Genomic DNA, 25,822 nt, shown 5'->3' on the forward strand with positions numbered 1-25,822 from the left:
GATGCAGTTCGGGCGCACCTACGAGGAGTTCGAGGTCGGGGCGACGTACAAGCACTGGCCGGGCAAGACGGTCACCGAGTACGACGACCACCTGTTCTGCCTCCTCACCATGAACCACCACCCGCTCCACATGGACGCCAACTACGCCGAGAGGACGACCGACTTCGGCAAGAACGTCGTGGTGGGCAACTACGTCTACTCGCTGCTGCTCGGCATGTCGGTGCCGGACGTCTCGGGCAAGGCGATCGCCAACCTGGAGATCGAGTCGCTCCGGCACGTGGCGCCGACCTTCCACGGCGACACGATCTACGGCCAGACCACCGTGCTCGACAAGTGGCCGTCGAAGTCGAAGAGCGACCGCGGCATCGTGCACGTGGAGACCAAGGGCTACAAGCAGGACGGCACCCTGGTCTGCGTCTTCCGCCGCAAGGTGATGGTGCCCACCGAGACGTACATCAAGGAGCGCGGCGGGGAGCAGCCCGGGCGTCCCGAGCTGAAGGAGAAGGAGTCCAAGGGATGAGCCGACTCGCCCGGACCCACGGTCTCACCGACGTCCAGCAGGAGATCCTGTCCACCGTGCGGGAGTTCGTGGACAAGGAGATCATCCCGGTCGCCACGCAGCTGGAGCACCGCGACGAATACCCGCAGGCGATCGTCGACGGGCTGAAGGAACTCGGCCTGTTCGGCCTGATGATCCCCGAGGAGTACGGGGGTCTGGGCGAGTCCCTCCTGACCTACGCGCTGTGCGTGGAGGAGCTCTCGCGGGGGTGGATGTCGGTCTCCGGCATCATCAACACGCATTTCATCGTGGCCTACATGCTCAAGCAGCACGGCACCGACGAGCAGAAGGAATACTTCCTGCCGCGGATGGCGGCGGGCGAGATCCGCGGCGCCTTCTCGATGTCCGAGCCGGCGCTCGGCTCCGACGTGTCGGCCATCTCGTCCAAGGCCGTCCGGGACGGCGACGAGTTCGTCCTCACCGGCCAGAAGATGTGGCTGACCAACGGCGGAACCTCCACGCTGGTGGCCGTCCTGGTCAAGAGTGACGAAGGACACCCCGAGGGCACCGCGCCGCACCGCTCGATGACCACCTTCCTCGTGGAGAAGCCGGCCGGCTTCGGCGAGGTCCTTCCCGGTCTGACCATTCCCGGCAAGATCGAGAAAATGGGCTACAAGGGGGTCGACACCACCGAGCTCATCATGGACGGCCTGCGAATTCCGGCCAATCGGGTGCTGGGCGGCACGACCGGCCGCGGCTTCTACCAGATGATGGACGGCGTCGAGGTGGGCCGGGTGAATGTGGCGGCCCGTGGCTGCGGTGTCGCACAGCGTGCGTTCGAGCTGGGTGTCCAGTACGCGCAGCAGCGCCACACCTTCGGCAAGCCGATCGCACAGCACCAGGCGATCCAGTTCAAATTGGCCGAAATGGCCACCAAGGTTGAGGCCGCTCATGCGATGATGGTTAATGCAGCCCGCAAAAAGGACTCCGGGGAACGAAACGACCTCGAGGCAGGCATGGCGAAATACCTCGCCAGCGAGTACTGCAAAGAGGTCGTGGAGGACTCCTTCCGGATCCACGGCGGCTACGGCTTCTCCAAGGAGTACGAGATCGAGCGCCTCTACCGAGAGGCACCGATGCTGCTGATCGGTGAAGGCACCGCAGAAATCCAGAAAATGATCATCGGACGCAGGCTCCTCGAGGAGTACCGGTTCCAGGGCTGATTCCGGAACGTTCCGGACGCGGCCCGGCCGATTGTCCTGCTACGGGGTGTTTTCTTCGAGAAGAAGATCACACCCCGTCAGCGCTCTCGGTCGCCGACTCGGCTTCTGGCTTGCCCAGTTGCAGTGCCTGCCCGGTACGATTCCGGAAAGCCGCCGTCCCCAGAACTGCAGCGCGGCCCCATCCCGCTACGAAGGTCTTCCATGCCCCACAGCCAATCCTCTGCACACCGCGACAGCCTCGTCGGCGCACGGATCGCGCGCGGAGCGTCGCCGTGGCTCGCCCCGACGGTCGCCACCGCCGCTCTCAGCCTTCTCCGGGCTCGCCGCTCCGGCGCGGCCAAGGCCGTGGCGGTTCCCGCCACCGCCCTCGCGGCGGGCATGCTGTGGTTCTTCCGGGACCCGGAGCGTGAGATCGCGCAGGGCCGCGTGATCTCGCCCGCCGACGGCGTGGTGCAGAGCATCATGCCCTGGAAGGACGGCCGCACCCGCGTCGCCATCTTCATGAGCCCGCTCAACGTCCACGTCAACCGCGCGCCGCTGGCCGGCACCGTGACGTCGGTCGAGCACGTGCCGGGTGGGTTCGTCCCCGCTTTCAACAAGGAGAGCGAGAACAACGAGCGGGTCGTCTGGCACTTCGACACCGAGCTCGGCGACATCGAGATGATTCAGATCGCCGGCGCGGTGGCCCGCCGCATCGTGCCCTACATCCCCCAGGGGACCAAGGTCGAGCAGGGCGAGCGGATCGGTCTGATCCGGTTCGGCTCGCGCGTCGACCTGTACCTCCCGGCCGGGGTGGAGGTGGCGGTCGAGGTCGGCCAGAAGACCGTGGCTGGGGTGACTCGAATTGACCGTGACTGACCAAGATCCCAGTACCGGCTGGGCGCCCTCGGCGTCCGGCCGGGCCGGCGTCGAGGAGGCCGAGGACGAGGAGATGCCGCTGTCGCTGCGTCTGTCGATAGCGGACACGCTGACCCTCGGCAACGCGACCTGCGGCTTCATGGCGGTGTACTTCACCACCACCGGCATCCTCATCCCGCACCTCACCGGCAGCCAGGAGACGGGCATGGCCCGTCACAGCGCGGCCACCGCGGTGATCCTGATGCTGTGCGCGGCGGTCTTCGACCTGTTCGACGGCCTGGTCGCCCGCAAGCTGCGCTCGTCCCCGATGGGCGCGGAGCTGGACAACCTCTCCGACCTGATCAGCTTCGGTCTGGCACCGGCGTACTTCGTCCTGGTGTACGGCATGGTCGCCGACGACGCGCATCAGCGGGTCGCGGCGCTGGCCGCGATCGTGGTGCTGCTGGCGGTGGTGCTGCGGCTTGCGCGGTTCTCCTGCGTGACGGTGCCCAACGGCACGTTCCAGGGCATGCCATCGCCCTTCGGGGCGTTGACGGTGGTCTCGATCGTGCTGCTGGAGCTGCCGTTCGTGGCGACGCTGCTGGCGGTGCTGGGCACGGCGTGGCTGATGGTGAGCCGCGTCGAGTACCCGAAGCCGCGGGGGAAGTCGGCCGCGGCGATGCTGATCTGGATCGTCGCGTCGATGGGCATGCTGGTGGCCTGGGCCGCCGGTGCGCCGAGCGGTGAGCTGCTGCTCCAGACCGGCTGCGCCCTGCAGCTGGTGCTGGGCGCGGTGATCCCGCTCTTCGCGACCGCCCGCCGGGTGAACAACTTCCGCGACAACCGGCGCGAGGCCAGGGCGGCCCAGCTCCAGTAGTTACGCCGCCTCCCGCACCGCTCCACGGCCCCCCGAGCCCACCCGGCCCGGGGGGCCGTCGGCGTTCCGGGGCCGCTGCGCCGGGCCGTGACGTCGCCGGGCCGTGCCTTGGGCCCCGTGCCCGGGTGTGGGCGGGTACGGGGCCGCGGGCGTCAGGCGAGCCAGTCGTGGGCGAGGGTGGTGGCCGCGCGTTCCAGCAGGGGGCCGGCGTTCGCGATGCTGCGGGGGACGTCCGGCTCCAGTGCGGAGAGGGGGTAGGCGCGGGCGATGCCGGCGCCCGACAGCTCCTCGGGGGAGAGCGCGAGCCGCCCGCAGACGGCGACCACCGGCACCCCCGCCGCGACGGCGGCCGCGGCGACCCCCGCCGGCGCCTTGCCGCGCAGGGTCTGCGCGTCCAGCGACCCCTCCCCCGTGACCACCAGGCCGGCCCGCCGCAGCTCGGCGTCGAACCCCACGACCTCCAGCAGCACCTCGATGCCCGCCCGGAACCGCGCCCCCAGCAGCAGCGCGGCGAAGCCGATGCCGCCGGCCGCTCCCGCCCCCGGCGCCTGCGCCAGCCCGGCCGCCCGCGGCCCCACGGCCCGTTCCAGGACCTCCGCGTACCGCGTGAGCCCGGCGTCCAGCACCGCCACGTCCTGCGGCGAGGCGCCCTTCTGCGGCCCGTACACCGCCGCCGCCCCCGAGGGGCCGGTCAGCGGGTTGTCCACGTCGCTGGCGAGGACCAGCTCCACCGTGCCGTCCGACAGCCTCGGGTCCAGCCCGGAGAGGTCCACGGAGGCCAGCGCCCCGAGCGCCCCGCCGCCGGGGCCCAGCTCCTGCCCCCGCGCGTCGAGGAACCGCGCGCCGAGGGCCGTCAGCATGCCCGCCCCGCCGTCCGTGGTGGCGCTGCCGCCGACGCCGAACACCAGCGTCCGCGCCCCCGCGTCCAGCGCGGCCCGCAGGAGCTCGCCGGAGCCGTGGGTGGAGGCCGTGAGCGGCGCGAGCTCGCCGGCCGGCAGCCGCTGCAGCCCGCTGGCCTCGGCCATCTCCACCACGGCGGTCTCCCCCCGTACCGCGAACGCCGCCGTGACGGGTGCGCCGAGGGGGCCCGCGACCCGGACCTCGTGCCGTTCGAAGCCGGAGGCCACCGCCGCGGCCACCGTGCCGTCCCCGCCGTCCGCGACCGGCAGGGACACCGTCTCCACCTCCGGCACCGCCGTCCGCAGCCCGGCCGCGACCCGTTCGGCGACCTCCACGGCCGTCAGTGACCCCTTGAACTTGTCCGCCGCGATCAGCACCCGCACCCGCCGGCCCGTCTCCGCCACAACGCCTCCGCTCGTGTCCTGCGTGTCCGGTGCGACCCTAGGGGTCCTCCCGCCCTGTCCGCCACGGACCTGGAGAAGACCGGCCAGGACGCCGCCACCCGGCGGGCTGCTCGCGGTGGACCGGGGGCGCGGTTCCGGCCCCGCGGAGCTGGTGGACGGCCGGCGGGCCGGCCAGGTCCGGGACCGGCGGGCCGGCCGGGTCCGGGACCGGCGGGCCGGCCGGGTCCGGGACACGCCGCCCCGACAAATCCGCTCGCGGACGTCCGGGCGCCCGCCCTACCCTCGGCCGCATGACCACGCCCGACTCCTCCCCGCGCGCCTCCGCCGGGCCGCTGGTGGCGATCCTCAGCGGCGCCGGGATCTCCACCGACTCCGGCATCCCCGACTACCGGGGCCCCGGCGGCGTGTGGACCAGGGACCCGGACGCCGAGAAGCTGGTCACCTACGACCACTACATGAACGACCCGGAGATCCGGCGCCGGTCCTGGGCGATGCGCCGCGACACCGGGGTACTCACGGCCGAGCCGAACGCCGCGCACCTGGCCGTGGCCGAGCTGGAGCGGTCCGGCGTCCCGGTCCGGGTGATCACGCAGAACATCGACGGGCTGCACCAGAGGGCCGGGATGCCGGACCGGAAGGTCCTGGAGCTGCACGGTTCCCTGCGCTCCGTGGTCTGCACCCGCTGCCACGCCCGGCGCCCCATGCCGGAGGTGCTGGCCCGGCTGGACGCCGGTGAGGCGGACCCGGCGTGCACGGGCTGCGGCGGCGTCCTCAAGCCGGCGACGGTGATGTTCGGCGAGCGCCTCGACCCGGAGGTCCTCGGGCAGGCCCTGGCGATCGCCAAGGCCTGCGAGGTCTTCGTCGCCGTGGGCACCAGCCTCCAGGTGCACCCCGCGGCGGGGCTGGCCGGGGTCGCCGCGGACCATGGGGCGCGGCTGGTCGTCGTCAACGCCGAGGAGACCCCGTACGACGAGCTCGCCGACGAGGTCGTGCGCGAGCCGATCGGCACCGCCCTGCCCCGTCTCCTGTGCGAGCTGCGCGAACGCCACGAACGGCGCCGCTGACGCCCCGCACGCGGGTCCCCCGGGGCCCGGGCGTCAGCCCGGCAGGGGGACCGCCCCGCGCTCGAACTCCAGCAGCCGCTGCTTGCGCTCCAGCCCGCCGCCGTAGCCGGTGAGCGAACCACCCGCCCCGATGACCCGGTGGCAGGGCACGATGATGCTCACCGGGTTCCGGCCGTTGGCGAGCCCCACGGCCCGCGAGGAGTTGGGGCTGCCCAGCTCGACGGCGAGCTGCCCGTAGGAACGGGTCTGCCCGTACGGGATGGCCCGCAGCCGCTCCCAGACGGTTTGCTGGAAGGGCGTGCCGTTCAGCCGGAGCGGCACGTCGAACTCCGTGAGGTCGCCCGCGAAGTAGGCCGCGAGCTGTTCCGTCACCGCCGGGAACGGTCCCTCGTCGGCGGCGACCCGCTCGCCGAAGGTCTCGTCGGCCGGGCGGTGACGCTGCTGCGTCATGTAGAGCCCGCACAGGACGCCGTCCTCGGCGACCAGCGTCAGGACTCCGTACGGACTGTCCACCACCGTGTGCTGCTTCATCTCTCTCATTTCTCGAACGCCCTCACACCGGAAGGAAGTTGATGGGGTGACTCTCGGTCGCCCACAGGTACTGCACCGCGTACGCCCGCCACGGCCGCCACGCCTCGGCCCGGGCGGTGAGCGCCGCGGGGGTGGACGGCAGCCCCAACTCCCGCGCCGCGCGCCGGATCCCGAGGTCCGTGGGGAGGAAGGCGTCGGGGTCGCCGAGGGCCCGCATGGCGATGACGTCCACCGTCCAGGGCCCGAACCCGGGCAGCTCCAGCAGCCGGGCCCGTGTCTCGGGCCAGTCGCTGTCCACGCCCAGCCTGACCGTCCCGTCGGCGAGTCGGGCGACCAGCGTGGTCAGGGTCCCGCGGCGGCTGCGCGGCATGGCGAGCGCCTCGGGGTCCAGGGCGGCCAGCGCCTCCGGCGACGGGAAGAGGTGGGTGAGCCCGCCCTCGGGGTCGTCGACCGGCTCGCCGTGCGCGGCCACCAGCCGGGCGGCGTGGGTGCGGGCGGCCGCCGTGGACACCTGCTGGCCGAGCACCGCCCGCACCGCGAACTCCGCCTCGTCCACGGTCCGAGGCACGCGCCGCCCGGGCGCCTTGTCGACGTACGGCTGCAGCACGGGGTCCGCGCGCAGCTGTTCGTCCACGGCGACGGGGTCGGCGTCCAGGTCCAGCAGGCGGCGGCAGCGGCTGATGGCGACGGTGAGGTCGCGCAGGTCCTTGAGGGTGAGCCGGCAGGCCACGTGGTCCGGGCGGGGCGCCAGGGAGACCACGCCGTGACCGTGCGGCAGCCGCAGGGTGCGGCGGTAGGCGCCGTCCCGCCACTCCTCGACGCCCGGCACGGCGGTGGCCGCGAGGTGGCCGAACAGGTTGTCCGGGTTGAGGGGCGCGCGGAACGGCAGCCGCAGCGACAGGGTCCCGCCCGCCGTCCCCTCGGCGGGGGTCGCCCTCGCCCGGAGCTCCCCGGGGGTGAGCGCGTAGACCTCGCGGACCGTCTCGTTGAAACTGCGCACGGAGGAGAAACCGGCCGCGAAGGCGACGTCGGCCATGGTGAGCGCGCTGGTCTCGATCAGCATCCGCGCCGTCTGGGCCCGCTGGGCCCGGGCCAGGGCGAGCGGCCCCGCGCCGAGCGTGGCGCGCAGCTGCCGCTCGATCTGCCGGGTGCTGTACCCGAGCCGCCCGGCCAGCCCGGGGACGCCCTCGCGGTCCACCACGCCGTCGGCGATCAGCCGCATCGCCCGCGCCACGACGTCGTCCCGCTCGTTCCACTCCGGCGAGCCGGGGGTGGTGTCGGGCCGGCACCGCTTGCAGGCCCGGAACCCGGCCTGCTGGCAGGCGGCCGCGCTCGGGTGGAACACCATGTTCTCCGGCTTCGGCGTCATCGCCGGGCAGCTCGGCCGGCAGTAGATGCCGGTGCTGAGCACGGCGGTGTAGAACCACCCGTCGAACCGCGCGTCCCTCGACCGCACGGCCCGCACACAGCGTTCCGCGTCGAGATGCATTCCCATCCGCATGCATCCAGCATCCGCCATCGGGAGCGCGGAGGCTGGCAGGAATCCGACATGGCCTTCCCGGCGACCAGCGGCCGTGCTAGGCGAACGGCGCCCGGTGGTCAAGGTTGAGGGAGCGGCGGCCGGCCCAGCGCCAGACGCGGGCGGCGGCGTCCCGGTCCTCGTCGGTGACCAGGTTGCCCATCCACCGCAGCGCCAGCCGCATCAGCAGCTGGGACCGCATGCCGACCGGGCCGAGGGCGGGCAGCAGCCGCGGCACGGTCACCAGACCAGCCAGGCGGCGGGCCACGGAGAACGCCTCGCCGTAGTGGCCGCGCAGCACCTCCGGCCACACCGCGGACAGGTCGTCGTGCTCCGCGAGGACGTCGGCGATCAGCCGGCCCGTCTCCAGGCCGTAGTCGATGCCCTCGCCGTTGAGCGGGTTGACGCAGCCCGCCGCGTCGCCGATGAGCGCCCAGTTGGGGCCCGCGACGCCCGACACGGCGCCGCCCATCGGCAGCAGCGCGGAGGTCTGGGCGCGCAGTTCGCCGCTCAGGCCGAAGCCGTCCCGGCACTGCTCCGCGTAGTGCCGCATCAGCGGCTTGATCGCGACGTCCGCGGGCCGCCTGGCGGTGGCGAGGGTGCCCGCGCCGAGGTTCACCTCGCCGTTGCCGAGGGGGAAGATCCACCCGTAGCCGGCGAGGGCCGCGCCCTTCTCGTCCCGCAGCTCGAGGTGGCTGCTGATCCACGGGTCGTCGGAGCGGTCCGAGGCCACGTACGAGCGGCCGGCCACGCCGTACACCGTGTCGCGGTGCCACTCCCGGCCGAGCGCCTTGCCGAGCGGCGAGCGCACGCCGTCGGCGATCACCAGGCGGCGGCAGAGCACCGTCTCGACCGGCGCGTCGTCGCCCTTGCCGACGCGGAACCGGACGCCGCGCACGCGTCCGCCCTCCATGACGGCGTCCAGCGCCCGCACGCCGTCCTGGGCCGCGGCGCCGCTCTTCACGGCGACGGTGCGCAGGTGGTCGTCGAGCTCGGTGCGGGGGACGGCGGAGCCCCAGTCGGGGAGCGAGCCGCCGGGCCAGCGCAGGTGCAGGGTCTGCCCGAAGCCGTGCGCCCGCAGGCCCTGGTTGACGGTGTGGGTCCGCAGCCAGTCCTCCAGCCCGAGGCGGACCAGCTCGGCGACGGCCCGCGGGGTGAGGCCGTCGCCGCAGGTCTTGTCACGGGGGAAGGTCGCTGCGTCGGTGAGCAGGACGTCCTTGCCGGCGCGGGCCAGCCAGGCGGCGGCGGAGGAGCCGGCCGGGCCGGCGCCCACGACGAGGACGTCCACGGAGGTCGGGAGAGTCACGGGCTCATCCTCCCATCCCGCCCGGTGACGGCCGAAGGACCCCGTCGGCCACCGGCCGGAAGACCGGTCGGCCACCGGCCGGAGGGCTCCCCTGCACCCTGCCGCCTTCTCACCATGCGAGACATTCTTGCCGGTCAGTGAGACGATCATGAGATCGTTCCGGTAGCCGTACGGCGCACGTCCTCCTGTCGGAACGACGCGTTCCGTCGTGCGGGGCCGCCGACGACGGCGCCGGCGGCCTTCACCCTCGTGCGAAAGAACCCGAGCAAAGACATGACCGCAGCAACACCCGCAGCCTCAGCCCCGGCACCCGTCAATTCGCGGTCGCGCGTCCTCATCGCCAGCCTCATCGGCACCACGATCGAGTTCTACGACTTCTACATCTACGCGACCGCGGCCGTCCTGGTCTTCCCCACGCTCTTCTTCCCGAGCGACGACCCGACGACGGCGCTGCTCTCCTCCTTCGCCGTGTTCGGCGCGGCCATGGTGGCCCGTCCGATCGGCGCGGTGGTGTTCGGTCACCTCGGCGACCGGCTCGGCCGCAAGGGGACGCTGGTGGCGTCGCTGCTCACCATGGGCATCGCGACCTTCCTGATCGGTGTGCTGCCGACCTACGCGCAGGCCGGCTGGGTCGCCACCGCGCTGCTGGTCGTGATGCGCCTCGCCCAGGGCTTCGCACTGGGCGGTGAGTGGAGCGGCGCGGCGCTGATCGCCACGGAGAACGCGCCGAAGGGCAAGCGGGCCCTGTTCGGGACGTTCCCCCAGCTCGGCGCCCCGCTGGGCTTCATCATCGGCAACGGCCTGTTCCTGCTGATCGGCGCGCTGCTGCCGTCCGCCGCGGGCGCCGACCCGTCGCAGCCGTCCGAGGCGTTCCTCAGCTGGGGCTGGCGGATCCCGTTCCTGTTCTCCGCGGTGATGGTCGCGATCGGCCTGTGGGTGCGGATGCGGCTGGTCGAGTCGCACGTCTTCTCCAAGACCCGCGAGGCGGGCCTGGTCCGCAAGCTGCCGCTGGCCACCGTCTTCCGCGGCCACTGGAAGCAGCTGGTGCTGGGCACGTTCTTCATGCTGGCCACGTACGTCCTCTTCTACCTGATGACGACGTTCTCGCTGAGCTTCGGCCGCACCCCGGCCGACGCCGCCGTGCCGGGTCTGGGCTACAGCTACACGACGTTCGTGCTGATGCTGATCTTCGGCGTGCTGTTCTTCGCCGCCTTCACCCTGATCTCCGGCCCGCTGGCCGACAAGTACGGCCGCCGCCGCACGCTGATCGCCGTCACCGTCGGCATCGTGGTCTTCGGCCTGGTGTGGGTGCCGCTGATCGACCTGGGCACGCTGGGCGTGGTGCTGTGGCTGGTGCTGGGCTTCTCGCTGATGGGCATGACCTTCGGCCCGATGGGCGCGCTGCTCCCGGAGCTCTTCCCGACGAGCGTCCGCTACACCGGCTCGGGTGTCTCGTACAACGTGAGCTCGATCCTCGGCGCGGCGGTGGCCCCGTTCATAGCGGTCGCCCTGTGGGAGGCCGGCGACGGCTCGCCGTGGCTGGTCGGCGTCTACCTCTCGGCGATGGGCGTGCTCACGCTGATCGCCCTGCTGCTGGGCAAGGAGACCAAGGACGTCGCCCTGGACGAGGGCGAGATCCCGGCGGGCGACCAGCCGGACGACTCGGCCCCGGCCGCTGCCGCCACCACCGTCTGACCTCGCGGCACGACGCACCCGGCGCCCGCCCCCTCACCGTGGAGGGGGCGGGCGCCGTCCCGTGCGCGATGCGGGCGCGGGGTGCGGCGCGCGGGGGCCTCACCAGATGACGATCCCGCCGCCCATCCCCTGGGCACGTCGGACGACCTCGTCGATGATCCGCAGGCGCTCGGCGATGGCCCACCGGTGCTCCTCGACGGAGCGCACGGGTTCGGTGCCGGTCACGATCTCCTCCAGCTTCTCCCGGAGCAGGAGGCACTCGCGATGGAAGGCCGGCAGTTCGTCGGGCCGCACGACGAGGTCCTCATGGGCGAGGACGGGGAAGAAGACCGCCCCGAGCGACCGCACCGCCTGCGACCCCCACACCCGGGTGCGCCAGCTCTCGAAGCCGGCCGACTCGTAGGGGTCGTCCGGCGGGTCGACGATCCGCCACGTTCCGTCCGCGTCGACGACCATGGCGTGCACGGTGAGACTCATGCGCCGAGTCCAGCACGCGGGCAGCCGGTGATCCACGGAATATCCGCCCCCCGGGCACACCGACCCTGGTAGGCGGGTATCTCACTGGGGGGAACGGGAATGAGACCTGTGAGCGCCGCGGTCTGCCTGGCGGTGGGTCCTGTCAGGGATCTCGCTGCTGAGCTGGACGGACGAGGAGGGTGCGGCGGACAGCGGGTGGACGGCGCCGGGGGGCGACCCACCGGGGAGGTGCCGTGTTCCCGGTCTTCTCACCGCCCTCCGCGTGGCGGGCGGAGCCCATGGGCACACAGCGGCGGCTGCCCGACCGGACCTACGCCCTCGCGTTCCGCGGTTCCGGCGGCTACTCGGGCCACGTCCGGTTCACCGCCGCCGACCTCGTCTCCCTCTCCCCCGGCCAGGTCTGGGCCGACGACCGGGCCATGAGCGCCGCGGACTTCGACGAACTGGTCGACAGCTGCTGACGCCGGGGCGCCGTCGCCGGTGCCGGTGCCGGTGCCGGTGCCGGTGCTCTCAGGGGAGCACCAGGACGGCGTCCCCCACCGGGCGTTCGCCGGCGGCGTCCGACGGGGTGTTGATCACGCGGTCGCCCGTCACCATCGTGGTGGAACCTCCGCCGTCGAGGTTGACGGCGTCCCGCATGCCCAGCGCCTGGGCCACCGCGGCCGACTCGGCGATGGACAGGCCGAGGCTGGTGGTCGCCCGGCCGTCGGCGGTGGCCAGCAGGATCCGGCCCCGGGCGTCCACGCCGGCGAGAGTGCGCGGGTTCCGCTTGGTCACCCAGCCGTAGGTGAAACTGGGGTCGCCGGGGCGGATCATGCCGTCGGTGGCGGGGGTGGCGTGCCGGCGGCCGTCCCGCACCAGTTCCGGTCCGCCGTTGACGACGAAGTCGGTCCTCGGGCCCAGCACTCGGCTCCTGATCGTCAACTTCTGGCTCTGCTCGGCCAGTTCGGTGAGCTCCGCCGCCCGCGTGCCGGTGCCCTGGACCGACCTGCCGCCCGGCGGAAGCGTCCCGCCCCGCGGGCTGCGGACCTCCACCACGCGGTCACGCGCGTCGAGGACCACCTCGGCGCCCTCGCCGGACGGGGTGGCGGCGCCGTACTCCGCCGTGTACGCGACCAGTTCGCCCTGGTCGGTGCAGGTCGTGTCGTGGAGCGGGAGGTCGGTGGGCACGTCGCCGGTGCCGCCGCAGTTGCGGATCAGGCCGGGCGCGCGGTTCACGCCGTCGAGTGGCAGCACCGTGCCGCCGCCCGCGAGGGAGCCGGACCAGGTGGGTCGGGCCACGGCCGCGCGGCGGGCGCTCGAGGAGAACAGCAGCGAGGGGCGGCCGCCGACCGACTCGCTCAGCACGCGCCCGTCGTACACGCCGAGCCCTGCCGGGTCGCCGGGGGCGCCCGCCGCCGGGTCCATCACGAAGAAGCCGCCGTTGACCGCGGCAGTCGCGCCCCGGGCCGCGGCCAGCGCGCTGGTCCTCTCGCTGCGCTCCAGGTCCGGGCCGAAGTCGCCGGCCAGTTCACCGCGGAAGGTCCGCGGGTCGACGGTCAGCACGCGGACCACCCACGGGCCGCGGTCCGTCGCCGCCCCGTCCCAGCCGGTGTACACGGTGGACGCCGTGTATCCCGCCGCCCGGACCCGCACCCGCTCCGCCTCGGCGGCGGACCGGTCGCCGTGCCGGCCCACGCGGACCCGGAACCCCAGCGAGCCGCCCGGATGGTCGGCCGCGGGCGGGGTGGTGACCTCCTCCACCCGGGGCGTGAACCCGGCGGCGCGGAGCGCGGCCGCCAGCCGGTCGGCCCGGGCGCGGGCGGCGACGGCGGTGGGCGGCGCGTCGGGGTCCGGCGAACCGCTGCCCCCGGGGACGGCGATCTCCACCGTCCACGCCTGCGCCGGGTCCTCGGCGCCGCGCACGATGGTGGTGAGGGTGACACCGGGCCGCAGCGTCTCGGTGGTCCGGGTCTCCGGGAGGTCCCGCGGGCCGAGCGGCAGCGCCGCGGCGGGCGCGTTTTCGGCGGCCCCGCCCGCGGAGGCGGCGCCCGCGGAGGCCGCGTCTGCGGAAGCCGCGCCCGCGGAGGCCTGACCGGCCGCGGGGGCCGCGCCCGCGGAGGTCTGACCGGCCGCGGGGGCCGCGTCCACCGGGGCCGTGAGGGTGGCCGCCACCAGCAGGGCGCCCGCGAGCACAGTCGGTCTCCTGGTCCACATGCGCCGGACTCAACCACAGGCCGCGACGGCCGGGCAGGCCCCGCAACGCGAGTTCATCGACCCTTCAACGCCCGTTCCAGGGCGATTACTTGAGGTGAAGGACCGGCCGGGCGGGCCGAGGCGATCTGTTGCGGCCGCCCCGGGCCCGCCACACTGGTGCCGCTCGGCACGGCTCCCGTCCGTGGCCGGGCGGGAGCGGCTCGACCGGGGGGAGTGGGCGTCACCGTGACAGTGAACGATCCGTCCGACGACGAGGTGCGCGCGGCGCTCCGCGCCCATGTGACCCGCTCCGGCCCGGGGAGGCGGCGCCCCGCCCCCGCGCCGGAGGACTTCGTCCTCACCCGTCTGCCGCTCCTCGAGGCCACGGTCACCCGCCGCGTCGAGCACCGCACCGAGCGGGTGGAGACCCGGCCGGGCGCCGTCGACCTCGCCCACCTGCCGACGTACGACGTCCTCGCGGAGCACAAGCTGGGCCCGCACGAGACACCGCTGGAGGGGCCGCTCGACCTGGTCCGGCGCGGTTCCCTGCACCTGCGGGCCTGCGACTGCGGCAACGGCCGGCGTCCGTGCGCCGACTGCGGGGGCAAGCGGTACCGGCCGTGCGAGGCCGCCGTGGTGTGCACCGTCTGCGAGGGGATCTCGGCGTGCGCACAGCCCCTGAAGCACGGCGGGACGCCGGATGCTCCCCGGGGAGGCCTGAAGCCGGCCAGGACGGTCGGCGGCGCCGCCGCCGACCGGCGGGTGCCCTGCGAGGTGTGCCGCGCGCCCGACAGCGCGTGCCCCGGCTGCCGGGGCTGGGGAAAGGTCCGGTGCGCCGACTGCAAGGGGAGCGGACGCGTCCCGTGCGGGCCGTGCGGCCGGAAGGGCACCGTCACGTGCGCCACCTGCCAGGGGCGCGCGAGTCTGAGCTCCTGGACGGCGGGGCGGATCGAGTGGACGCGGGAACCCGACGTCGTCACCCCTCCGGTCCCCCGGCCCCGCCGCGTCGCCTCGGTGCTGGACACGGCGGGCTGGCGGGAGGACCGCCTGGACGGCTACGGGCAGCTCCCGGAGGACCTCTCTCCCAGCCACCGGGACGCCGTGCAGCGGCACCTCGGCAGGCGGGGCAACGAGAAGGACCGGGAGGTCGTCGTCCGGCGCCTGGACGTCGTGCGGGCGGAGCTGCCGGTCCTCAGGCACCGGGAGTTCTACGTGTTCCGCGGCGCGGACGGACGGGTCAGGGTCGCGGACCGGCTGTCCGAGGCGGGCCGGTTCCGGTTCACGGCGGTCACCGTGGCGGCCCTGGCGGTCCTCGGACTCGTCCTGTTCCTGGTGGCCCGCTGACACCCGGCCGCACCGGTGGCGACCGGGAGTTGTACGGGTCCGCGCGGCGGTTGTACGGGGCGGCGCCCACGACCCTTCGCCTGGCGGCTCGTTGATGGCGGCACGGGACACCGCGGCAGGCAGGGGTGTGATGGGCAGGACCGAGGAGTGCGGGACGGCGGGGCGACGTCCGGCCGACGAGGAACGCCCCGCGGTGTGGCGCGCGTACGGGAAGCTGGTGCGGCTCTTCCGCGAGCGGGCCGGGCTCACCCAGCAGGGGCTCGCGGAGGCGATCGGGTACTCGCCGGAACAGGTCGCCTCGGTCGAGCGGGGGCGGCGCCCGGCGAAGTCCGCGTTCACGGAGGCGGCGGAACGGGTCCTCCACACGGAGGGCGCGCTGCGGGTCCTGCAGGAGGACGTGGACCGGGCGAAGCTGCCGCTGTTCTTCCGGGACTTCGCCTCCCTCGAGTGCGACGCGGTGAGCCGCTGCTCGTACGAGCCGCTGCTGGTCCCGGGGCTCCTGCAGACCGAGGCGTACGCCCGGGCGTTGTTCTCCGCGCACTGCCCGGCGCTGGAGGACGAGGTGATCGAGCTGCACACCGAGGCGCGCCTGGCACGTCGGCGGTTGCTGACGCGCTCCCCCGTCGTCGAGCTGTCGTTCGTGATCGGGGAACCGGCGCTCACCAATCCCGTGGGCGCGCCCGAGGTGATGCGGGAGCAGCTGCGGCACCTGATGGAGGTGGCGGGGCTGCGCAACGTCGACCTGCAGGTGATGCCCGCCGTGCAGGGGTTCCATCCGGGACTCAACGGCGGCTTCGTGGTGCTGGAGACGGTGGAGCATCGTCGGGTCGGCTACGTGGAGTCGCAGGAGGTCGGGATGGTGGTGACGGACCCTTCTCAGGTCAGCGCCTTCGCGGCGCGGTATGGCAAGCTGCGCTCGCAGGCGTTGACCCCGGAGGAGACCGTGCGGCTGCTCCGGAGACTGGCAGGGGAGGCCGCTGCATGAGTGGTGATCAGCACCCTGGCCCCGGCGGGGGCCGCACCGTTTGGCGCAGGAGCAGTTACAGCGGCTCGGGGGGCGGTGACTGCGTGGAGGTCGCGGAGGACGCGGGGGCCGTGCGGGTGCGGGACTCGAAGCGGCCCGACGGCCCGGTGCTGGCGTTCCCCCGGGCCCGGTGGGCGGCGTTCACCGCGTACGCGCGGGAGCGGTCCGGCTGAACCGGCGCCGCCCCGCCGAGGTCAGCCCCCGAACGTGTACGTGGCCACCGGCTCGCCCGGCCCGGCGGGCGGCACCTCAGGGGTCGGTGTCGGGCGGGGCGGCGCCGGCGGAGGCGTGGGGCCGCGGTTCGGGTTCTGCTGGACCGTCCCACCGCCCGAGGAGCCGCCGCTCACCGTGCCGCCACCACCGCTCGTACCGGTCCGCCGAGGAGCCGGCGGCGTGGAGGCGGGTGGCCGGGCGGTTCCGGCGGCGGCCTTCCCGGACGGGGACGACGAGGGCGAGGGCGAGGCCGACGCCGAGGGGGAAGGGCTGGTCGTCCCGCTCGCGGACGGGGACGCGGCAGGTGGGACCGAGGACTTCCGCCCGGCGTCCCGCTCCCCCTCACCGCCCCCGCAGGCGACCGCGCCGAGGGCCAGCAGGCCCGCTGCCACGCCCAGCCCCGTCCACACACCGCCACGCCGCGCAGCCATGCTCATGCTCGTCCCGCCCCGGAATCCCGTACCCTCACGAAGATCACGGAGGGTGAGTGCGGTGATCGTACCGGAGCGGGGCGGTCAGGCTTCCAGGCCACCGGTCCTGGCGAACACCTGGTACGCGCGCTCGTCGAACAGCACGAACCGGACCTCCTCGACGGAGGTCGGTGTCGCCCGCACCGTCTCGACGGCGATGCGGGCGGCGTCGTCCATCGGCCAGCCGTACACGCCGGTGGAGATCGCGGGGAACGCCACGGTGCGTGCCCCGAGTTCGTCCGCCACTCGCAGGCACTCCCGGTGGCAGGAGGCCAGCAGCTCCGAGCGGTCCTCGTCCCGCGCGAAGACGGGGCCCACGGTGTGGATCACCCAGCGGGCGTCCAGCCGCCCCGCGGTGGTCGCGACGGCCTGGCCGGTGGGGAGGCCGCGGCCGTAGTGGGAGGCGCGCAGGGCGCGGCACTCGGCGAGGATCTCGGGGCCGCCGCGGCGGTGGATCGCGCCGTCGACGCCTCCGCCGCCGAGGAGGGAGGAGTTGGCGGCGTTGACGACGGCGTCCACGGACTGCTGCGTGATGTCTCCCCGGACGAGCGTGATGCGGGTCATCGCCGGTTCTCCCTCAGGTGGCGCCAGACGGCCTTGGCGGCGTTGTGCCCGGACATGCCGTGGACGCCAGGGCCGGGCGGGGTGGCGGAGGAGCAGAGGAAGACCGCCGGGTGGCGGGTCCGGTAGGGGTGCAGGGTGACCTCGGGCCGCATCAGCAGCCGCAGCCCGGAGGCGGCTCCGCAGGCGATGTCGCCGCCGACGTAGTTGGCGTTGCGGGCGGCGAGTTCGGCAGGGCCGCTGACGGCGCGGGCCAGCACGCGGTCCCGGAACCCGGGGGCGAAGCGCTCCAGTTGGCGCTCGATGGCGTCCGTGAGGTCGCCGGTCCAGCCGTTGGGGACGTGGCCGTAGGCCCAGAAGACGTGCTTGCCCTCGGGGGCGCGGCTCGGGTCGGCGAGGCCGGGCTGGGTGGTGATCAGGAACGGGCGTTCCGGTGCGCGTCCCTCGCGGGAGGCGGCGTTCAGCGCCGTGCCGATCTCGGCGGCGCTCGCGCCGACCTGCACCGTGCCGGCCTGGCGGGCCTCGGGCGCGGTCCAGGGGACGGGGCCGTCCAGCGCGTAGTCGATCTTGAAGGCGGCGGCGCCGTACCGGTAGTCCTGGTAGGTGTTGCCGAGGCCGGCGATGCGGGCCAGCGCGGTCGGCGAGGTGTCGAAGACGTAGGCGCGGGCGGGCGGCAGGTCGTCGAGGCGCTTGACCTCGTAGCCGGTGTGCACGACACCGCCGAGGTCCCGGAGGTAGCCGGCGAGGGCGTCGGAGATGGCCTGGGAGCCGCCGCGGGCGAACGGCCAGCCGCGGGCGTGGGCGGCCAGGGCGAAGACCAGGCCGACCGCCCCGGTGGCGAGGCCGCCCAGCGGAGCCATCACGTGGGCCACCAGCCCGGCGAACAGGGCCTTGAACCGCTCGTCGTGGAAGCGCCGCATCAGCCACGTGGACGGCGGCAGCCCGGTGAGGCCGAAGCGGGCCAGGGAGACGGGGTCCCGGGGCAGCGCGGTGAGCGGCAGCGACATGAAGTCGCGCACCAGCGTGTCCCAGTTCCGCAGGAACGGCTCGGCCAGCCGCCGGTAGGCCCCCGCGTCCCGCGGCCCGAAGGAGGCCGCCGTCTCGGCGACGGAGCGGGAGAGCACGGCGGCCGTGCCGTCGGTGAACGGATGCGCCATCGGCAGCGGGGCGTGCACCCACTCCAGCCCGTACCGCTCCAGCGGCATCCCCCGGAAGGCGGGCGAGCTGATGCCCAGCGGGTGAGCGGCGGCGCACGGGTCGTGCCGGAACCCGGGCAGCGTGAGCTCCTCGGTGCGCGCGCCTCCGCCCACCGTGTCCTTGGCCTCGAACACGGCGACCGAGTAACCGCGCCGGGCGAGCTCCACGGCGGCCGTCAGCCCGTTCGGTCCCGCGCCCACCACGACCGCGTCGAGTATCGATGTCGCCGGCACCTCGGACTCCTTCGTCGGCGGTGACCCCCTGGGTGATCAGGATAGGCCGCCGCGCCGACACCCGTACGGAGCGGGGCCTGAGCGCGGCCTGAGCGATCCTGCGGCGGGCCGTGGTCGCGGCGCGGCCGGGCCCGCCCGCGGCGGTCTCCCTACGGGGCGCGGGCCCGCCCCGCCCCGCGGAGGTCCGAGGTCAGCGCCCGACCGCGTAGCCCTGCATGCCGCGGGGGTTGGCGGCCGCCGACAGCACACCCGTCCCCGGGTCGCGGGCGACGGCGCACAGCCGGCCCTCCGACCATGCCTCGCCGACCCGCACGTCGTGCCCGCGGCGGCGCAGCTCCTCGACGACGGCCGGATCGGTGCCGGACTCGACGACGACCCGGCCGGGGCGCATGCCGCGGGGGTAGAAGGAGCCGGGGAAGGACTCGTTGTGCCAGTTCGGGGCGTCGATCGCGCCCTGGAGGTCGAGGCCGCCGCGGACCTCGGCGCGTTCGGCGACGGCGAGGAAGAAGTGGAGCTGCCACTGGTCCTGCTGGTCGCCGCCGGGGGTGCCGAAGGCCATGACCGGCACGCCGTCGCGCAGGGCGAGGGACGGGGTGAGGGTGGTGCGGGGGCGGCGGCCCGGGGTGAGGGTGTTGGGCAGGCCCTCCTCCAGCCAGGTCATCTGCAGCCGGGTGCCGAGCGGGAAGCCGAGTTCGGGGACGACCGGGTTGGACTGCAGCCAGCCGCCGCTCGGGGTGGCGGCGACCATGTTGCCCCAGCGGTCGACGACGTCGAGGTGGCAGGTGTCGCCGCGGCTGCCGCCGTCCGGGGCGACGGTGGGCTCGCCGACGCCGAGGGCGTTGAACTCGGGCTCGTCGTCGGCTGTCAGGTGGGCCTGGGCGGCGAGGCGGGGGGTGCGGCCGCCGGGGCTGCCGGGGCGCAGTTCGTGCGAGGCCTTGGCGGGGTCGATCAGGCGGCGGCGTTCGGCGTTGTACTCGGCGGACAGCAGGTCGGCGAGGGGGACCTCGCCGGGGGCCGCGTCGCCGTACCAGGCCTCGCGGTCGGCCATGGCCAGCTTGCAGCCCTCGATCAGCAGGTGGAGGTGGTCGGCGGAACCGTGCGGGGGCAACCGGTCGGGCAGCAGGGCGAGTTGCTGGAGGAAGGCGGGGCCCTGGCTCCACGGGCCGGCCTTGCAGAGGGTCCAGTCGCGCCACCGGAAGGTCGCGGGGGCCTCGTAGGTCGCCGACCAGGAGGCGAGGTCCTCGGCGGTGAGGGTGCCGGTGTGGCGTTCGCCGCTGGTGTCCAGGGTGGGGCGGGCGGACCGGTCGAGCAGGGCGCGGGCGACGAAGCCCGAGCGCCAGATCTCCCGGGCGCGTTCGATGCGGGCCGCGCGGTAGCCGCCGGGCGCCTCGGCCTCCGCTATCAGGCGCCGCCAGGTGGCGGCCAGCGCCGGGTTGCGGAACAGCGTTCCGGGGCGCGGGAGTTCACCGCCGGGCAGGTACACGTCGGCGGACGTCGTCCACTCGGTCTCGAAGAGTTCCCGCACCGTGGCCACGGTCTGCGCCATCCGCTCCACGGGCGGGTGGCCGTCCTCGGCGTACCCGATCGCGTACTGGAGGACGTCGGCGAGCTCCTTGGTGCCGTGGTCGCGCAGCAGCACCATCCAGGCGTCGAACGCGCCGGGCACGGCGGCGGCCAACGGGCCGGTGCCGGGCACGAGTTCGAGGCCGAGGCCGCGGTAGTGGGCGACCGTCGCGCCGGCGGGCGCGACGCCCTGCCCGCACAGCACGCGCACTTCTCCCCCGGCGGGCGCCAGCAGGATCGGGACCTCGCCCGCGGGGCCGTTGAGGTGCGGTTCGACGACGTGCAGCACGAACCCGGCCGCCACCGCCGCGTCGTAGGCGTTGCCGCCGTCCTCCAGCACCGCCATCGCCGACTGCGAGGCGAGCCAGTGGGTGGACGACACCATGCCGAAGGTGCCCTGGAGAGTGGGACGGGTGGTGAACATAGGGCCTCTCACCTCGCTGTTTACGCGTCGCGGCCCGGCTGACGGGCACTCGGGACGGGGCCTGGGGAGAATCTGAGGAGCTTGCGCCGTCGGCCCCCTCCTTCTCTCTCCCCCGCTCCCCCAGAAGGTTATCGATCGCCCTGCGCCCTTCCGCCTCGCCTCCGGCATGCAGTGCGCGTAGTGGTCGAGGGTTCCGTCACGTTGAGGACGGTGTCCTCGCGCAACCGTCGGCGCGGCCGAAGCGCGAGGAGGGCCCGAGGTGGTCGATGATGCGGTCGGCTGCGGACTTCGAGACCCCGAACAGCGGACGGAGCCGGCACAGCGGCAAGTTGGTCCGCCAGTACGCTGCGACCAGCAGAATCCGGCCCTCCGGCGACAGGCTCAACGGCCGGCCCGGCCGGACCGCGTCCGCTCCCTCGCGGCGCGGCGCGGCGCGGTCACGAGCTTACGGAAACAGTGCGGGCTCAGCCCGGCGAAGGCGACAAGTTCGGCGACCTCGCCGACGGTATGCGCTTCGTCAGCTTCCAGCCGACCTGTGTACGCCTCGATATCGGCTGGCTGGCCGCCGGCCACCGGTGGGTGAGCGGCCCGGCTTCCGAGGCTTTCACCAGTCTCGGCGGACGGGACAGTGCGGCGGGACCAGCGTGCGAGCCTTGGTGGGCTCACCGCGGCCACCACGCGCAGCACCGGTGCCGTGAGGCGTCGCCTCCGTACTCAATCGATGAAACGCACCTCCGGGTGGGCGGAGGAAGGGCCGTTCAACAAGTCCTGGGGCCGGTCCCGCAGGTGCTGGTCGAAGAACGCGGTGATGAAGGCGCGCTGGGCGGCGGTACTGCGCTCGGGGTCCACCGTGCCGATGTACTGCTCGCGGAGTTGGGCCGGGACGTCCAGGCGCTCGTCCAGGGCCGGTACGAACGACTGGGCATCCGTGTAACTGAAGTGACTGCCCTGTTCCAGACTCAGGTCGCGCTTCCAGCCCGTCGAGCGGTCCCAGAAGGACTGCCAGGACGACTTGTTGAGGTGCGTCTGGTTGGCCTTGCCCATGAGCATGAACGGACGGTCCAGTCCGCTCCGCGCCACGGGAAGGAATTCGCTGTCGTTGAACTGAAGCGTGCCGTCCATGTTGATACCCGCGTCGATACGGCGGTCCACGCGCATGGTCTCAGCCGCAGTGGCGCCCCCGCCCGAATGTCCGTACATCCCGACCCGCTCCAGGTCCAGCGCCTTCCCCAGCCCTTCAGGCAGTCGGCGCCCCTCTGCGTCCGGGTTCCGACCGCGATGGAGTACGGCGAGCTGATCGAGAACGAAGCGCGTGTCGCGCACCCGGGTGTCCACGGCCTTCTTCAGTCCTTCGGTTCCGGACATCGGTTTCTGCGACTCGACCCGGCCCCGGGGGAACTCCACCGCAGGGGCCTCATAAGTGTGGTCCACGGTGACGACGACATAGCCACGGCTTGCCAGCTCCACCGCTGTCGAGGTGCCGAGCGTCCGGGAGACCTGCAAGCCCGGTGAGTACAGCACAACAGGCCGGCCCTCACGGTGGTCGGCCGGGGCAACCGCGGCCGCCTCCGTGCGGATGCCGGCCCAGTCCACCTGGCCGGGCTCGGCAAGATTGAAGGAGCCGGATTCGTCCACGGAACGCGCGACGCCGGCAGGCATGTACGGCTGACGCGGATACCCCTGCGCCCGACGGGCCGGGTACCAGATGCTGACCATCAGCTCCCGGGCCCTGTCGGTAGCCCAGGGGTCTCGCCGGTCACGGTCGACGAGATGGAGCTCGGTGCTCCCGACAGGATGCGGTCCCGTCGACTCCGGCAACTCGAATCGCACACCCGCATGACCAAGGGGCGGGGGCGGAGCGGAAGGCGCGGCAGAGGCGGCAGCCCCCGCGGCGACGACCAGGCACAGGGCAAGAGACACGCTGGTGTTCACGACCGGGTGAATTCGCATGGCGACCAATCTCCGCCCGGGCAGGCGCTCATGGCATCCGTCGCCAGACGGACTCGCCCCTCACATCCCCCCAGTGACTTCTCATCAACTCGTCAGGGTCGGCTCTGCGTCGGGAATCCCGACTGCTCGGGCGTCAGACGCTCCGCCGGCGCGCGAGCGCCACCCCCGGGCCGGTCCATCTCCCGCCACTGCGGCCGGAGTCCGGCGAGGGTGGTGGTGAGGAAGTACAGCACCGCGCTGGCCAGGAGCGCCGGGGCCGCTCCCGCGAGACCCACCGCCGCACCGGCGAGCAACCCGCCGAACGGGATCCCGGCGAACGCGACCGAGTCGGCGAGGGCGTTGACGCGGCCGAGCATCTCACGGGGGACCCGCTCGACCATGACCGCTCCCAGCACGGGGTTGATGAACCCGCCGCCGAGGCCCGCGACCACGAACACGGCGAGCACCAGGGGGACCGGCAGGTCGCCGAGCAGGACCAGCCGCACCGGCGCGCCGATGAGCGCGAACCCGCCGAGGACCACCAGCCGCCGGTCGAGCCGGTGGGCGAGGACCGCGGCGAGCACGCTGCCCACCACGGCGGCCCCGCTGAACACCGCCATCACCAGGCCCAGCAGGGCGGGGCCGTGGCCCGATTCCCTGGCCCACACGGGCAGCAGGACGGACATGAACGCGGCGTCCAGCAGGTTGGCGACGGCGACCGTCAGGACGACGGTGAAGAGCAGGGCGTCGCGCCGGACGAAGGTGAGGCCCTCGCGCAGGCTGCGCCAGTAGCCCTGGGTCCCGGCGGTGCGGGCGGCGGGCCGTCCCACCGTGCGGGGCAGGGCCAGCGCGACGACGACCGAACCCGTCGCCATGCAGGCGGCGTTGACCAGCAGGACGGTCATCGGGCCGAACAGCGAGACCAGCACGCCGCCGACCGCCGGGCCGACGGTGGAGGCGAGCCGTTCGGTGGTGGCGGAGACGGCCATGGCCCGTTCCATCGGGATGCGGCCGCGGTCGGCCGCCTCGGGGACCATGACCTCCTTGGCCAGGTCGCCCGGCCCGCGGGCGGCGCCGATCAGTGCCACCAGCACCAGCAGGACGGGCAGGGTGAGCAGGTCCCTGGCGTGCAGGACCGGCACCGCGAGCGCGGCCACGGAGCTCACCAGGTCGGTGGTCCAGGAGACGACGCGCGGGCCGACCCGGTCCACCACCGGTCCGCCGAGCGCCTTGACCACCACGAGCGGCGCCATCTGGCAGAACGCCACCAGGCCGGTGTGCGCGGCGCTGCCGGTGGTGACCAGCACGAACCAGGGGATCGCCACGGCGGCCACCCGGGTGCCGGTGAACGACACCGCCATCGCGGCCAACACGCTGCTTAGCGGCTTCAGTTCAGGTCCTGCGGTACCGCTCCCCGCGCTTCCCGTGCCCCTCGCCCATGCCTCGTCTCCCCCTGTGTCGTGCGGGCCGTCAGCCGCCGTCCCGCGTCCCGGGCGGCTCCTCCTCGCCCGGGTCGGGCAGGATCTGGAGGATCACCGAGACGGTGCCCGCCGCGGCGGGCGCGGAGTCCGCGGCCTCGGTGCCCTCCTCCCGGTGCCGCCGCACCACGGCGACCAGTTCCTCGCGCAGCGCGACGGCCTCCTCGGGGGTGAGCCGCAGCGCCCAGTCGTTCATGTCGAAGGCCTCCCGCCACCGGGCGGGGAGGGTGTCCACCTCGGACACCGCCTGCTGGACCCGCAGGGCGTAGGTGTCGGCGACGGACTGGAGGTAGGCGCGGGTGGCGTCCGGTTCGCGGTCGGCCAGGTCACGGTCGGCGAAGCAGGTCACCCGGTGGGCCGCCCTCCACCACCGCTCGCGGGCGTTGCCCCGGTCGGTGAGTTCCTCGACGAACCCGGCCTCGGCCAGCTGCCGCAGGTGGTAGCTGGCGCTTCCGGAGTTCACCCCGAGCCGCTCGGCGAGCCGGGTCGCCGTCGACGGCCCGTGCCGGCGCAGCAGTCCGACGATCCGCACGCGCAGCGGGTGGGCCATCGCCCGCAGGCCTTTCGCGTCCAGCCAGACCTCGTCGCTCTTCCACATGACGGCCACCGTAGACCGCCAAGAAGTCTTTGCAAAGACTCCTTCGCGAAGAATCTTTGGCGATCGCCGTGAGAGAGACCAGGGGCGACTCCAGGGGACAGGGCCGCCGCTGCGGGCCGGGACGCTACGGGCGACCATGGTGTTACCTGGGCAATCGCCCGCGGAACCGTCCGGAAGGGAACGAAGCCCGTGCATGGCGAGTACAAGGTGCCCGGCGGCAAGCTGGTCGTGGTGGACCTGGAGGTCCGGGACGACCAGCTGCGCGATGTGCGCGTCGCCGGGGACTTCTTCCTGGAACCCGACGAGGCGATCCTCGCGATCAACGGCGCCCTGGAAGGCGCACCCGCCTCGACGGACGCCGCCGGGCTGGCGGCCCGGATCACGGCGGCACTGCCGGAGTCGACCGTGATGCTGGGCATCACCGCGGAGGGCGTGGGCACCGCCGTGCGGCGCGCGCTGGCCCACGCGACCGAGTGGGGCGACTACGACTGGCAGCTCGTGCACATGGAACCGCAGGCCCCGGCCCTGCACATGGCGCTGGACGAGGTGATCACGGCGGAGGTGGCGGCCGGCCGGCGGCCGCCGACACTGCGGGTGTGGGAGTGGGCCGCCCCGGCCGTCGTCATCGGCAGCTTCCAGTCCCTGCGCAACGAGGTCGACCCGCAGGGCGCGGCCCGCCACGGCATCACCGTGGTGCGGCGGATCTCCGGGGGCGGCGCGATGTTCGTCGAACCCATGAGCACCATCACGTACTCCCTGTCGGTGCCGGACTCGCTGATCTCCGGGCTCTCCTTCGCCGACAGCTACGCCTATCTCGACGACTGGGTGCTCGGCGCGCTCGGCGACATGGGCATCAAGGCCTGGTACCAGCCGCTCAACGACATCGCCACGGAGGCCGGGAAGATCGCCGGCGCGGCGCAGAAGCGGGTGGTCGGCCCGGACGGCGGTCCGGGCGCGGTGCTGCACCACGTGACGATGTCCTACGACATCGACGCCGACAAGATGCTCGAGGTACTCCGGATCGGCAAGGAGAAGATGTCCGACAAGGGGACCAGGAGCGCCAAGAAGCGGGTGGACCCGCTGCGGCGCCAGACCGGTCTGGCCCGCGAGCAGGTCATCGAGAACATGATCGCCTCCTTCCGGGGCCGCTACGGGCTGACGACCGGCGGGGTCACCGCGGAGGAGATGGCCCGCGCGGAGGAGCTGGTGCGGACGAAGTTCGCGACGGAGGAGTGGACCGCGCGGGTGCCGTGACCGAAAATCGCCGGCCGGAAATCGCTG

Annotated in this window: 23 protein-coding genes and 1 pseudogene; 11 read left to right on the forward strand and 13 right to left on the reverse strand. The window is 73.6% G+C overall.

Going from position 1 to position 25,822, the window contains the following annotated elements; all coding sequences use genetic code 11:
• The first annotated feature begins 1 nt into the window (after position 1).
• The 4 genes from ACWD3O_RS14295 (at position 2) to pssA (ending at position 3,436) form a co-directional block, all read left to right on the forward strand.
• Complete coding sequence (locus ACWD3O_RS14295) at positions 2–520, forward strand: MaoC family dehydratase (protein ID WP_451411324.1); 519 nt, start codon at positions 2–4, stop codon at positions 518–520.
• Positions 517–1,722: an acyl-CoA dehydrogenase family protein gene (locus tag ACWD3O_RS14300; protein WP_451411325.1), complete on the forward strand. Its 1,206-nt coding sequence runs from the start codon at positions 517–519 to the stop codon at positions 1,720–1,722. Before ACWD3O_RS14295 ends, ACWD3O_RS14300 begins: the two co-directional genes overlap by 4 nt.
• 201 nt (positions 1,723–1,923) lie before the next feature.
• Positions 1,924–2,580, forward strand: a complete 657-nt coding sequence (locus tag ACWD3O_RS14305) for a phosphatidylserine decarboxylase (protein ID WP_356135138.1) — start codon at positions 1,924–1,926, stop codon at positions 2,578–2,580.
• Positions 2,567–3,436 carry a CDP-diacylglycerol--serine O-phosphatidyltransferase gene (gene pssA / locus ACWD3O_RS14310; protein WP_451416045.1) on the forward strand — a complete coding sequence of 290 codons (870 nt, stop codon included), beginning with the start codon at positions 2,567–2,569 and terminating at the stop codon, positions 3,434–3,436. The genes ACWD3O_RS14305 and pssA overlap by 14 nt, the downstream gene beginning before the upstream one ends.
• 152 nt (positions 3,437–3,588) lie before the next feature.
• On the opposite strand, the gene ACWD3O_RS14315 is transcribed toward pssA, so the two are convergent.
• A complete protein-coding gene (locus ACWD3O_RS14315; protein WP_451416046.1) occupies positions 3,589–4,740 on the reverse strand; it encodes a glycerate kinase in 1,152 nt (383 codons plus the stop codon).
• Between the two features lie 290 nt (positions 4,741–5,030).
• On the opposite strand from ACWD3O_RS14315, the gene ACWD3O_RS14320 reads away from it, so the two are divergent.
• Complete coding sequence (locus tag ACWD3O_RS14320; RefSeq protein WP_451416047.1) at positions 5,031–5,804, forward strand: SIR2 family NAD-dependent protein deacylase; 774 nt, start codon at positions 5,031–5,033, stop codon at positions 5,802–5,804.
• Between the two features lie 33 nt (positions 5,805–5,837).
• Here ACWD3O_RS14320 and ACWD3O_RS14325 read toward each other — a convergent pair whose 3' ends face one another.
• From ACWD3O_RS14325 to ACWD3O_RS14335, 3 genes are all read right to left on the reverse strand, one after another.
• Entirely contained in the window at positions 5,838–6,335 is a 498-nt protein-coding gene (locus tag ACWD3O_RS14325; protein ID WP_451416048.1) for a methylated-DNA--[protein]-cysteine S-methyltransferase, read from the reverse strand.
• 22 nt (positions 6,336–6,357) lie between these two features.
• On the reverse strand, positions 6,358–7,824 hold the full coding sequence (locus tag ACWD3O_RS14330) for an AlkA N-terminal domain-containing protein (protein ID WP_451416158.1): 1,467 nt from the start codon (positions 7,822–7,824) through the stop codon (positions 6,358–6,360).
• A gap of 88 nt (positions 7,825–7,912) precedes the next feature.
• Positions 7,913–9,160, reverse strand: coding sequence for a geranylgeranyl reductase family protein (locus ACWD3O_RS14335; RefSeq protein ID WP_451416049.1), 1,248 nt, complete (start codon positions 9,158–9,160; stop codon positions 7,913–7,915).
• Positions 9,161–9,433: 273 nt separating this feature from the next.
• Between ACWD3O_RS14335 and ACWD3O_RS14340 the strand changes: the two genes are divergently transcribed.
• Positions 9,434–10,855 carry an MFS transporter gene (locus ACWD3O_RS14340; RefSeq protein ID WP_451416050.1) on the forward strand — a complete coding sequence of 474 codons (1,422 nt, stop codon included), beginning with the start codon at positions 9,434–9,436 and terminating at the stop codon, positions 10,853–10,855.
• Positions 10,856–10,954: 99 nt separating this feature from the next.
• Here ACWD3O_RS14340 and ACWD3O_RS14345 read toward each other — a convergent pair whose 3' ends face one another.
• Positions 10,955–11,332 (reverse strand): hypothetical protein, encoded by a 378-nt coding sequence (locus ACWD3O_RS14345; protein ID WP_451416051.1) that lies wholly within the window; start codon positions 11,330–11,332, stop codon positions 10,955–10,957.
• Positions 11,333–11,610: 278 nt separating this feature from the next.
• Here ACWD3O_RS14345 and ACWD3O_RS14350 point away from each other — a divergent pair, with 278 nt between their 5' ends.
• Complete coding sequence (locus ACWD3O_RS14350; protein ID WP_451416052.1) at positions 11,611–11,793, forward strand: hypothetical protein; 183 nt, start codon at positions 11,611–11,613, stop codon at positions 11,791–11,793.
• Between the two features lie 49 nt (positions 11,794–11,842).
• Here ACWD3O_RS14350 and ACWD3O_RS14355 read toward each other — a convergent pair whose 3' ends face one another.
• Positions 11,843–13,528 (reverse strand): phosphodiester glycosidase family protein, encoded by a 1,686-nt coding sequence (locus ACWD3O_RS14355; RefSeq protein ID WP_451416053.1) that lies wholly within the window; start codon positions 13,526–13,528, stop codon positions 11,843–11,845.
• Positions 13,529–13,753: 225 nt separating this feature from the next.
• Between ACWD3O_RS14355 and ACWD3O_RS14360 the strand changes: the two genes are divergently transcribed.
• The 3 genes from ACWD3O_RS14360 to ACWD3O_RS14370 all read left to right on the forward strand — a co-directional run bounded on the left by ACWD3O_RS14360 (position 13,754) and on the right by ACWD3O_RS14370 (position 16,048).
• The gene (locus tag ACWD3O_RS14360; RefSeq protein WP_451416054.1) at positions 13,754–14,851 is read left to right on the forward strand and encodes a hypothetical protein; all 1,098 of its coding nucleotides are present in this window, start codon (positions 13,754–13,756) and stop codon (positions 14,849–14,851) included.
• 130 nt (positions 14,852–14,981) lie between these two features.
• Complete coding sequence (locus tag ACWD3O_RS14365; RefSeq protein ID WP_451416055.1) at positions 14,982–15,836, forward strand: helix-turn-helix domain-containing protein; 855 nt, start codon at positions 14,982–14,984, stop codon at positions 15,834–15,836.
• A complete protein-coding gene (locus ACWD3O_RS14370; RefSeq protein WP_451411335.1) occupies positions 15,833–16,048 on the forward strand; it encodes a DUF397 domain-containing protein in 216 nt (71 codons plus the stop codon). Before ACWD3O_RS14365 ends, ACWD3O_RS14370 begins: the two co-directional genes overlap by 4 nt.
• Positions 16,049–16,603: 555 nt before the next feature.
• Here the strand turns inward: ACWD3O_RS14370 and ACWD3O_RS14375 are convergent.
• The 7 genes and pseudogenes from ACWD3O_RS14375 to ACWD3O_RS14405 form a co-directional block, all read right to left on the reverse strand.
• The gene (locus tag ACWD3O_RS14375) at positions 16,604–17,122 is read right to left on the reverse strand and encodes an O-acetyl-ADP-ribose deacetylase (protein WP_451411336.1); all 519 of its coding nucleotides are present in this window, start codon (positions 17,120–17,122) and stop codon (positions 16,604–16,606) included.
• Entirely contained in the window at positions 17,119–18,534 is a 1,416-nt protein-coding gene (locus ACWD3O_RS14380) for a phytoene desaturase family protein (RefSeq protein ID WP_451416159.1), read from the reverse strand. Before ACWD3O_RS14380 ends, ACWD3O_RS14375 begins: the two co-directional genes overlap by 4 nt.
• A gap of 205 nt (positions 18,535–18,739) precedes the next feature.
• Positions 18,740–20,536: a gamma-glutamyltransferase family protein gene (locus ACWD3O_RS14385; protein ID WP_451416056.1), complete on the reverse strand. Its 1,797-nt coding sequence runs from the start codon at positions 20,534–20,536 to the stop codon at positions 18,740–18,742.
• A 173-nt stretch (positions 20,537–20,709) separates the two neighbouring features.
• Positions 20,710–21,064: pseudogene (locus ACWD3O_RS14390) on the reverse strand (helix-turn-helix domain-containing protein); the annotation flags it as partial.
• Positions 21,065–21,250: 186 nt separating this feature from the next.
• Positions 21,251–22,486, reverse strand: a complete 1,236-nt coding sequence (locus tag ACWD3O_RS14395; RefSeq protein WP_451416057.1) for an alpha/beta hydrolase family protein — start codon at positions 22,484–22,486, stop codon at positions 21,251–21,253.
• A gap of 92 nt (positions 22,487–22,578) precedes the next feature.
• Complete coding sequence (locus ACWD3O_RS14400) at positions 22,579–23,826, reverse strand: MFS transporter (protein WP_451416058.1); 1,248 nt, start codon at positions 23,824–23,826, stop codon at positions 22,579–22,581.
• 109 nt (positions 23,827–23,935) lie between these two features.
• The gene (locus ACWD3O_RS14405; protein WP_451416059.1) at positions 23,936–24,541 is read right to left on the reverse strand and encodes an ArsR/SmtB family transcription factor; all 606 of its coding nucleotides are present in this window, start codon (positions 24,539–24,541) and stop codon (positions 23,936–23,938) included.
• 189 nt (positions 24,542–24,730) lie between these two features.
• Here ACWD3O_RS14405 and ACWD3O_RS14410 point away from each other — a divergent pair, with 189 nt between their 5' ends.
• Entirely contained in the window at positions 24,731–25,795 is a 1,065-nt protein-coding gene (locus ACWD3O_RS14410) for a lipoate--protein ligase family protein (RefSeq protein ID WP_451416060.1), read from the forward strand.
• The last annotated feature ends 27 nt before the right edge of the window (positions 25,796–25,822 follow it).

Source organism: Streptomyces sp. NPDC002640 (genome assembly GCF_053592575.1).

Coding starts and splice junctions, on each gene's coding strand:
- ACWD3O_RS14340 (WP_451416050.1), top strand. CDS start 9,434: ATGACCGCAGCAACACCCGCAGCCTCAGCCCCGGCACCCGTCAATTCG.
- ACWD3O_RS14370 (WP_451411335.1), top strand. CDS start 15,833: ATGAGTGGTGATCAGCACCCTGGCCCCGGCGGGGGCCGCACCGTTTGG.
- ACWD3O_RS14345 (WP_451416051.1), bottom strand. CDS start 11,332: ATGAGTCTCACCGTGCACGCCATGGTCGTCGACGCGGACGGAACGTGG.
- ACWD3O_RS14325 (WP_451416048.1), bottom strand. CDS start 6,335: ATGAAGCAGCACACGGTGGTGGACAGTCCGTACGGAGTCCTGACGCTG.
- ACWD3O_RS14320 (WP_451416047.1), top strand. CDS start 5,031: ATGACCACGCCCGACTCCTCCCCGCGCGCCTCCGCCGGGCCGCTGGTG.
- ACWD3O_RS14355 (WP_451416053.1), bottom strand. CDS start 13,528: ATGTGGACCAGGAGACCGACTGTGCTCGCGGGCGCCCTGCTGGTGGCG.
- ACWD3O_RS14385 (WP_451416056.1), bottom strand. CDS start 20,536: ATGTTCACCACCCGTCCCACTCTCCAGGGCACCTTCGGCATGGTGTCG.
- ACWD3O_RS14395 (WP_451416057.1), bottom strand. CDS start 22,486: ATGCGAATTCACCCGGTCGTGAACACCAGCGTGTCTCTTGCCCTGTGC.
- ACWD3O_RS14305 (WP_356135138.1), top strand. CDS start 1,924: ATGCCCCACAGCCAATCCTCTGCACACCGCGACAGCCTCGTCGGCGCA.
- ACWD3O_RS14405 (WP_451416059.1), bottom strand. CDS start 24,541: ATGTGGAAGAGCGACGAGGTCTGGCTGGACGCGAAAGGCCTGCGGGCG.
- ACWD3O_RS14295 (WP_451411324.1), top strand. CDS start 2: ATGCAGTTCGGGCGCACCTACGAGGAGTTCGAGGTCGGGGCGACGTAC.
- ACWD3O_RS14365 (WP_451416055.1), top strand. CDS start 14,982: ATGGGCAGGACCGAGGAGTGCGGGACGGCGGGGCGACGTCCGGCCGAC.
- ACWD3O_RS14375 (WP_451411336.1), bottom strand. CDS start 17,122: ATGACCCGCATCACGCTCGTCCGGGGAGACATCACGCAGCAGTCCGTG.
- ACWD3O_RS14350 (WP_451416052.1), top strand. CDS start 11,611: ATGGGCACACAGCGGCGGCTGCCCGACCGGACCTACGCCCTCGCGTTC.
- ACWD3O_RS14330 (WP_451416158.1), bottom strand. CDS start 7,824: ATGCATCTCGACGCGGAACGCTGTGTGCGGGCCGTGCGGTCGAGGGAC.
- ACWD3O_RS14300 (WP_451411325.1), top strand. CDS start 517: ATGAGCCGACTCGCCCGGACCCACGGTCTCACCGACGTCCAGCAGGAG.
- ACWD3O_RS14400 (WP_451416058.1), bottom strand. CDS start 23,826: ATGGCGGTGTCGTTCACCGGCACCCGGGTGGCCGCCGTGGCGATCCCC.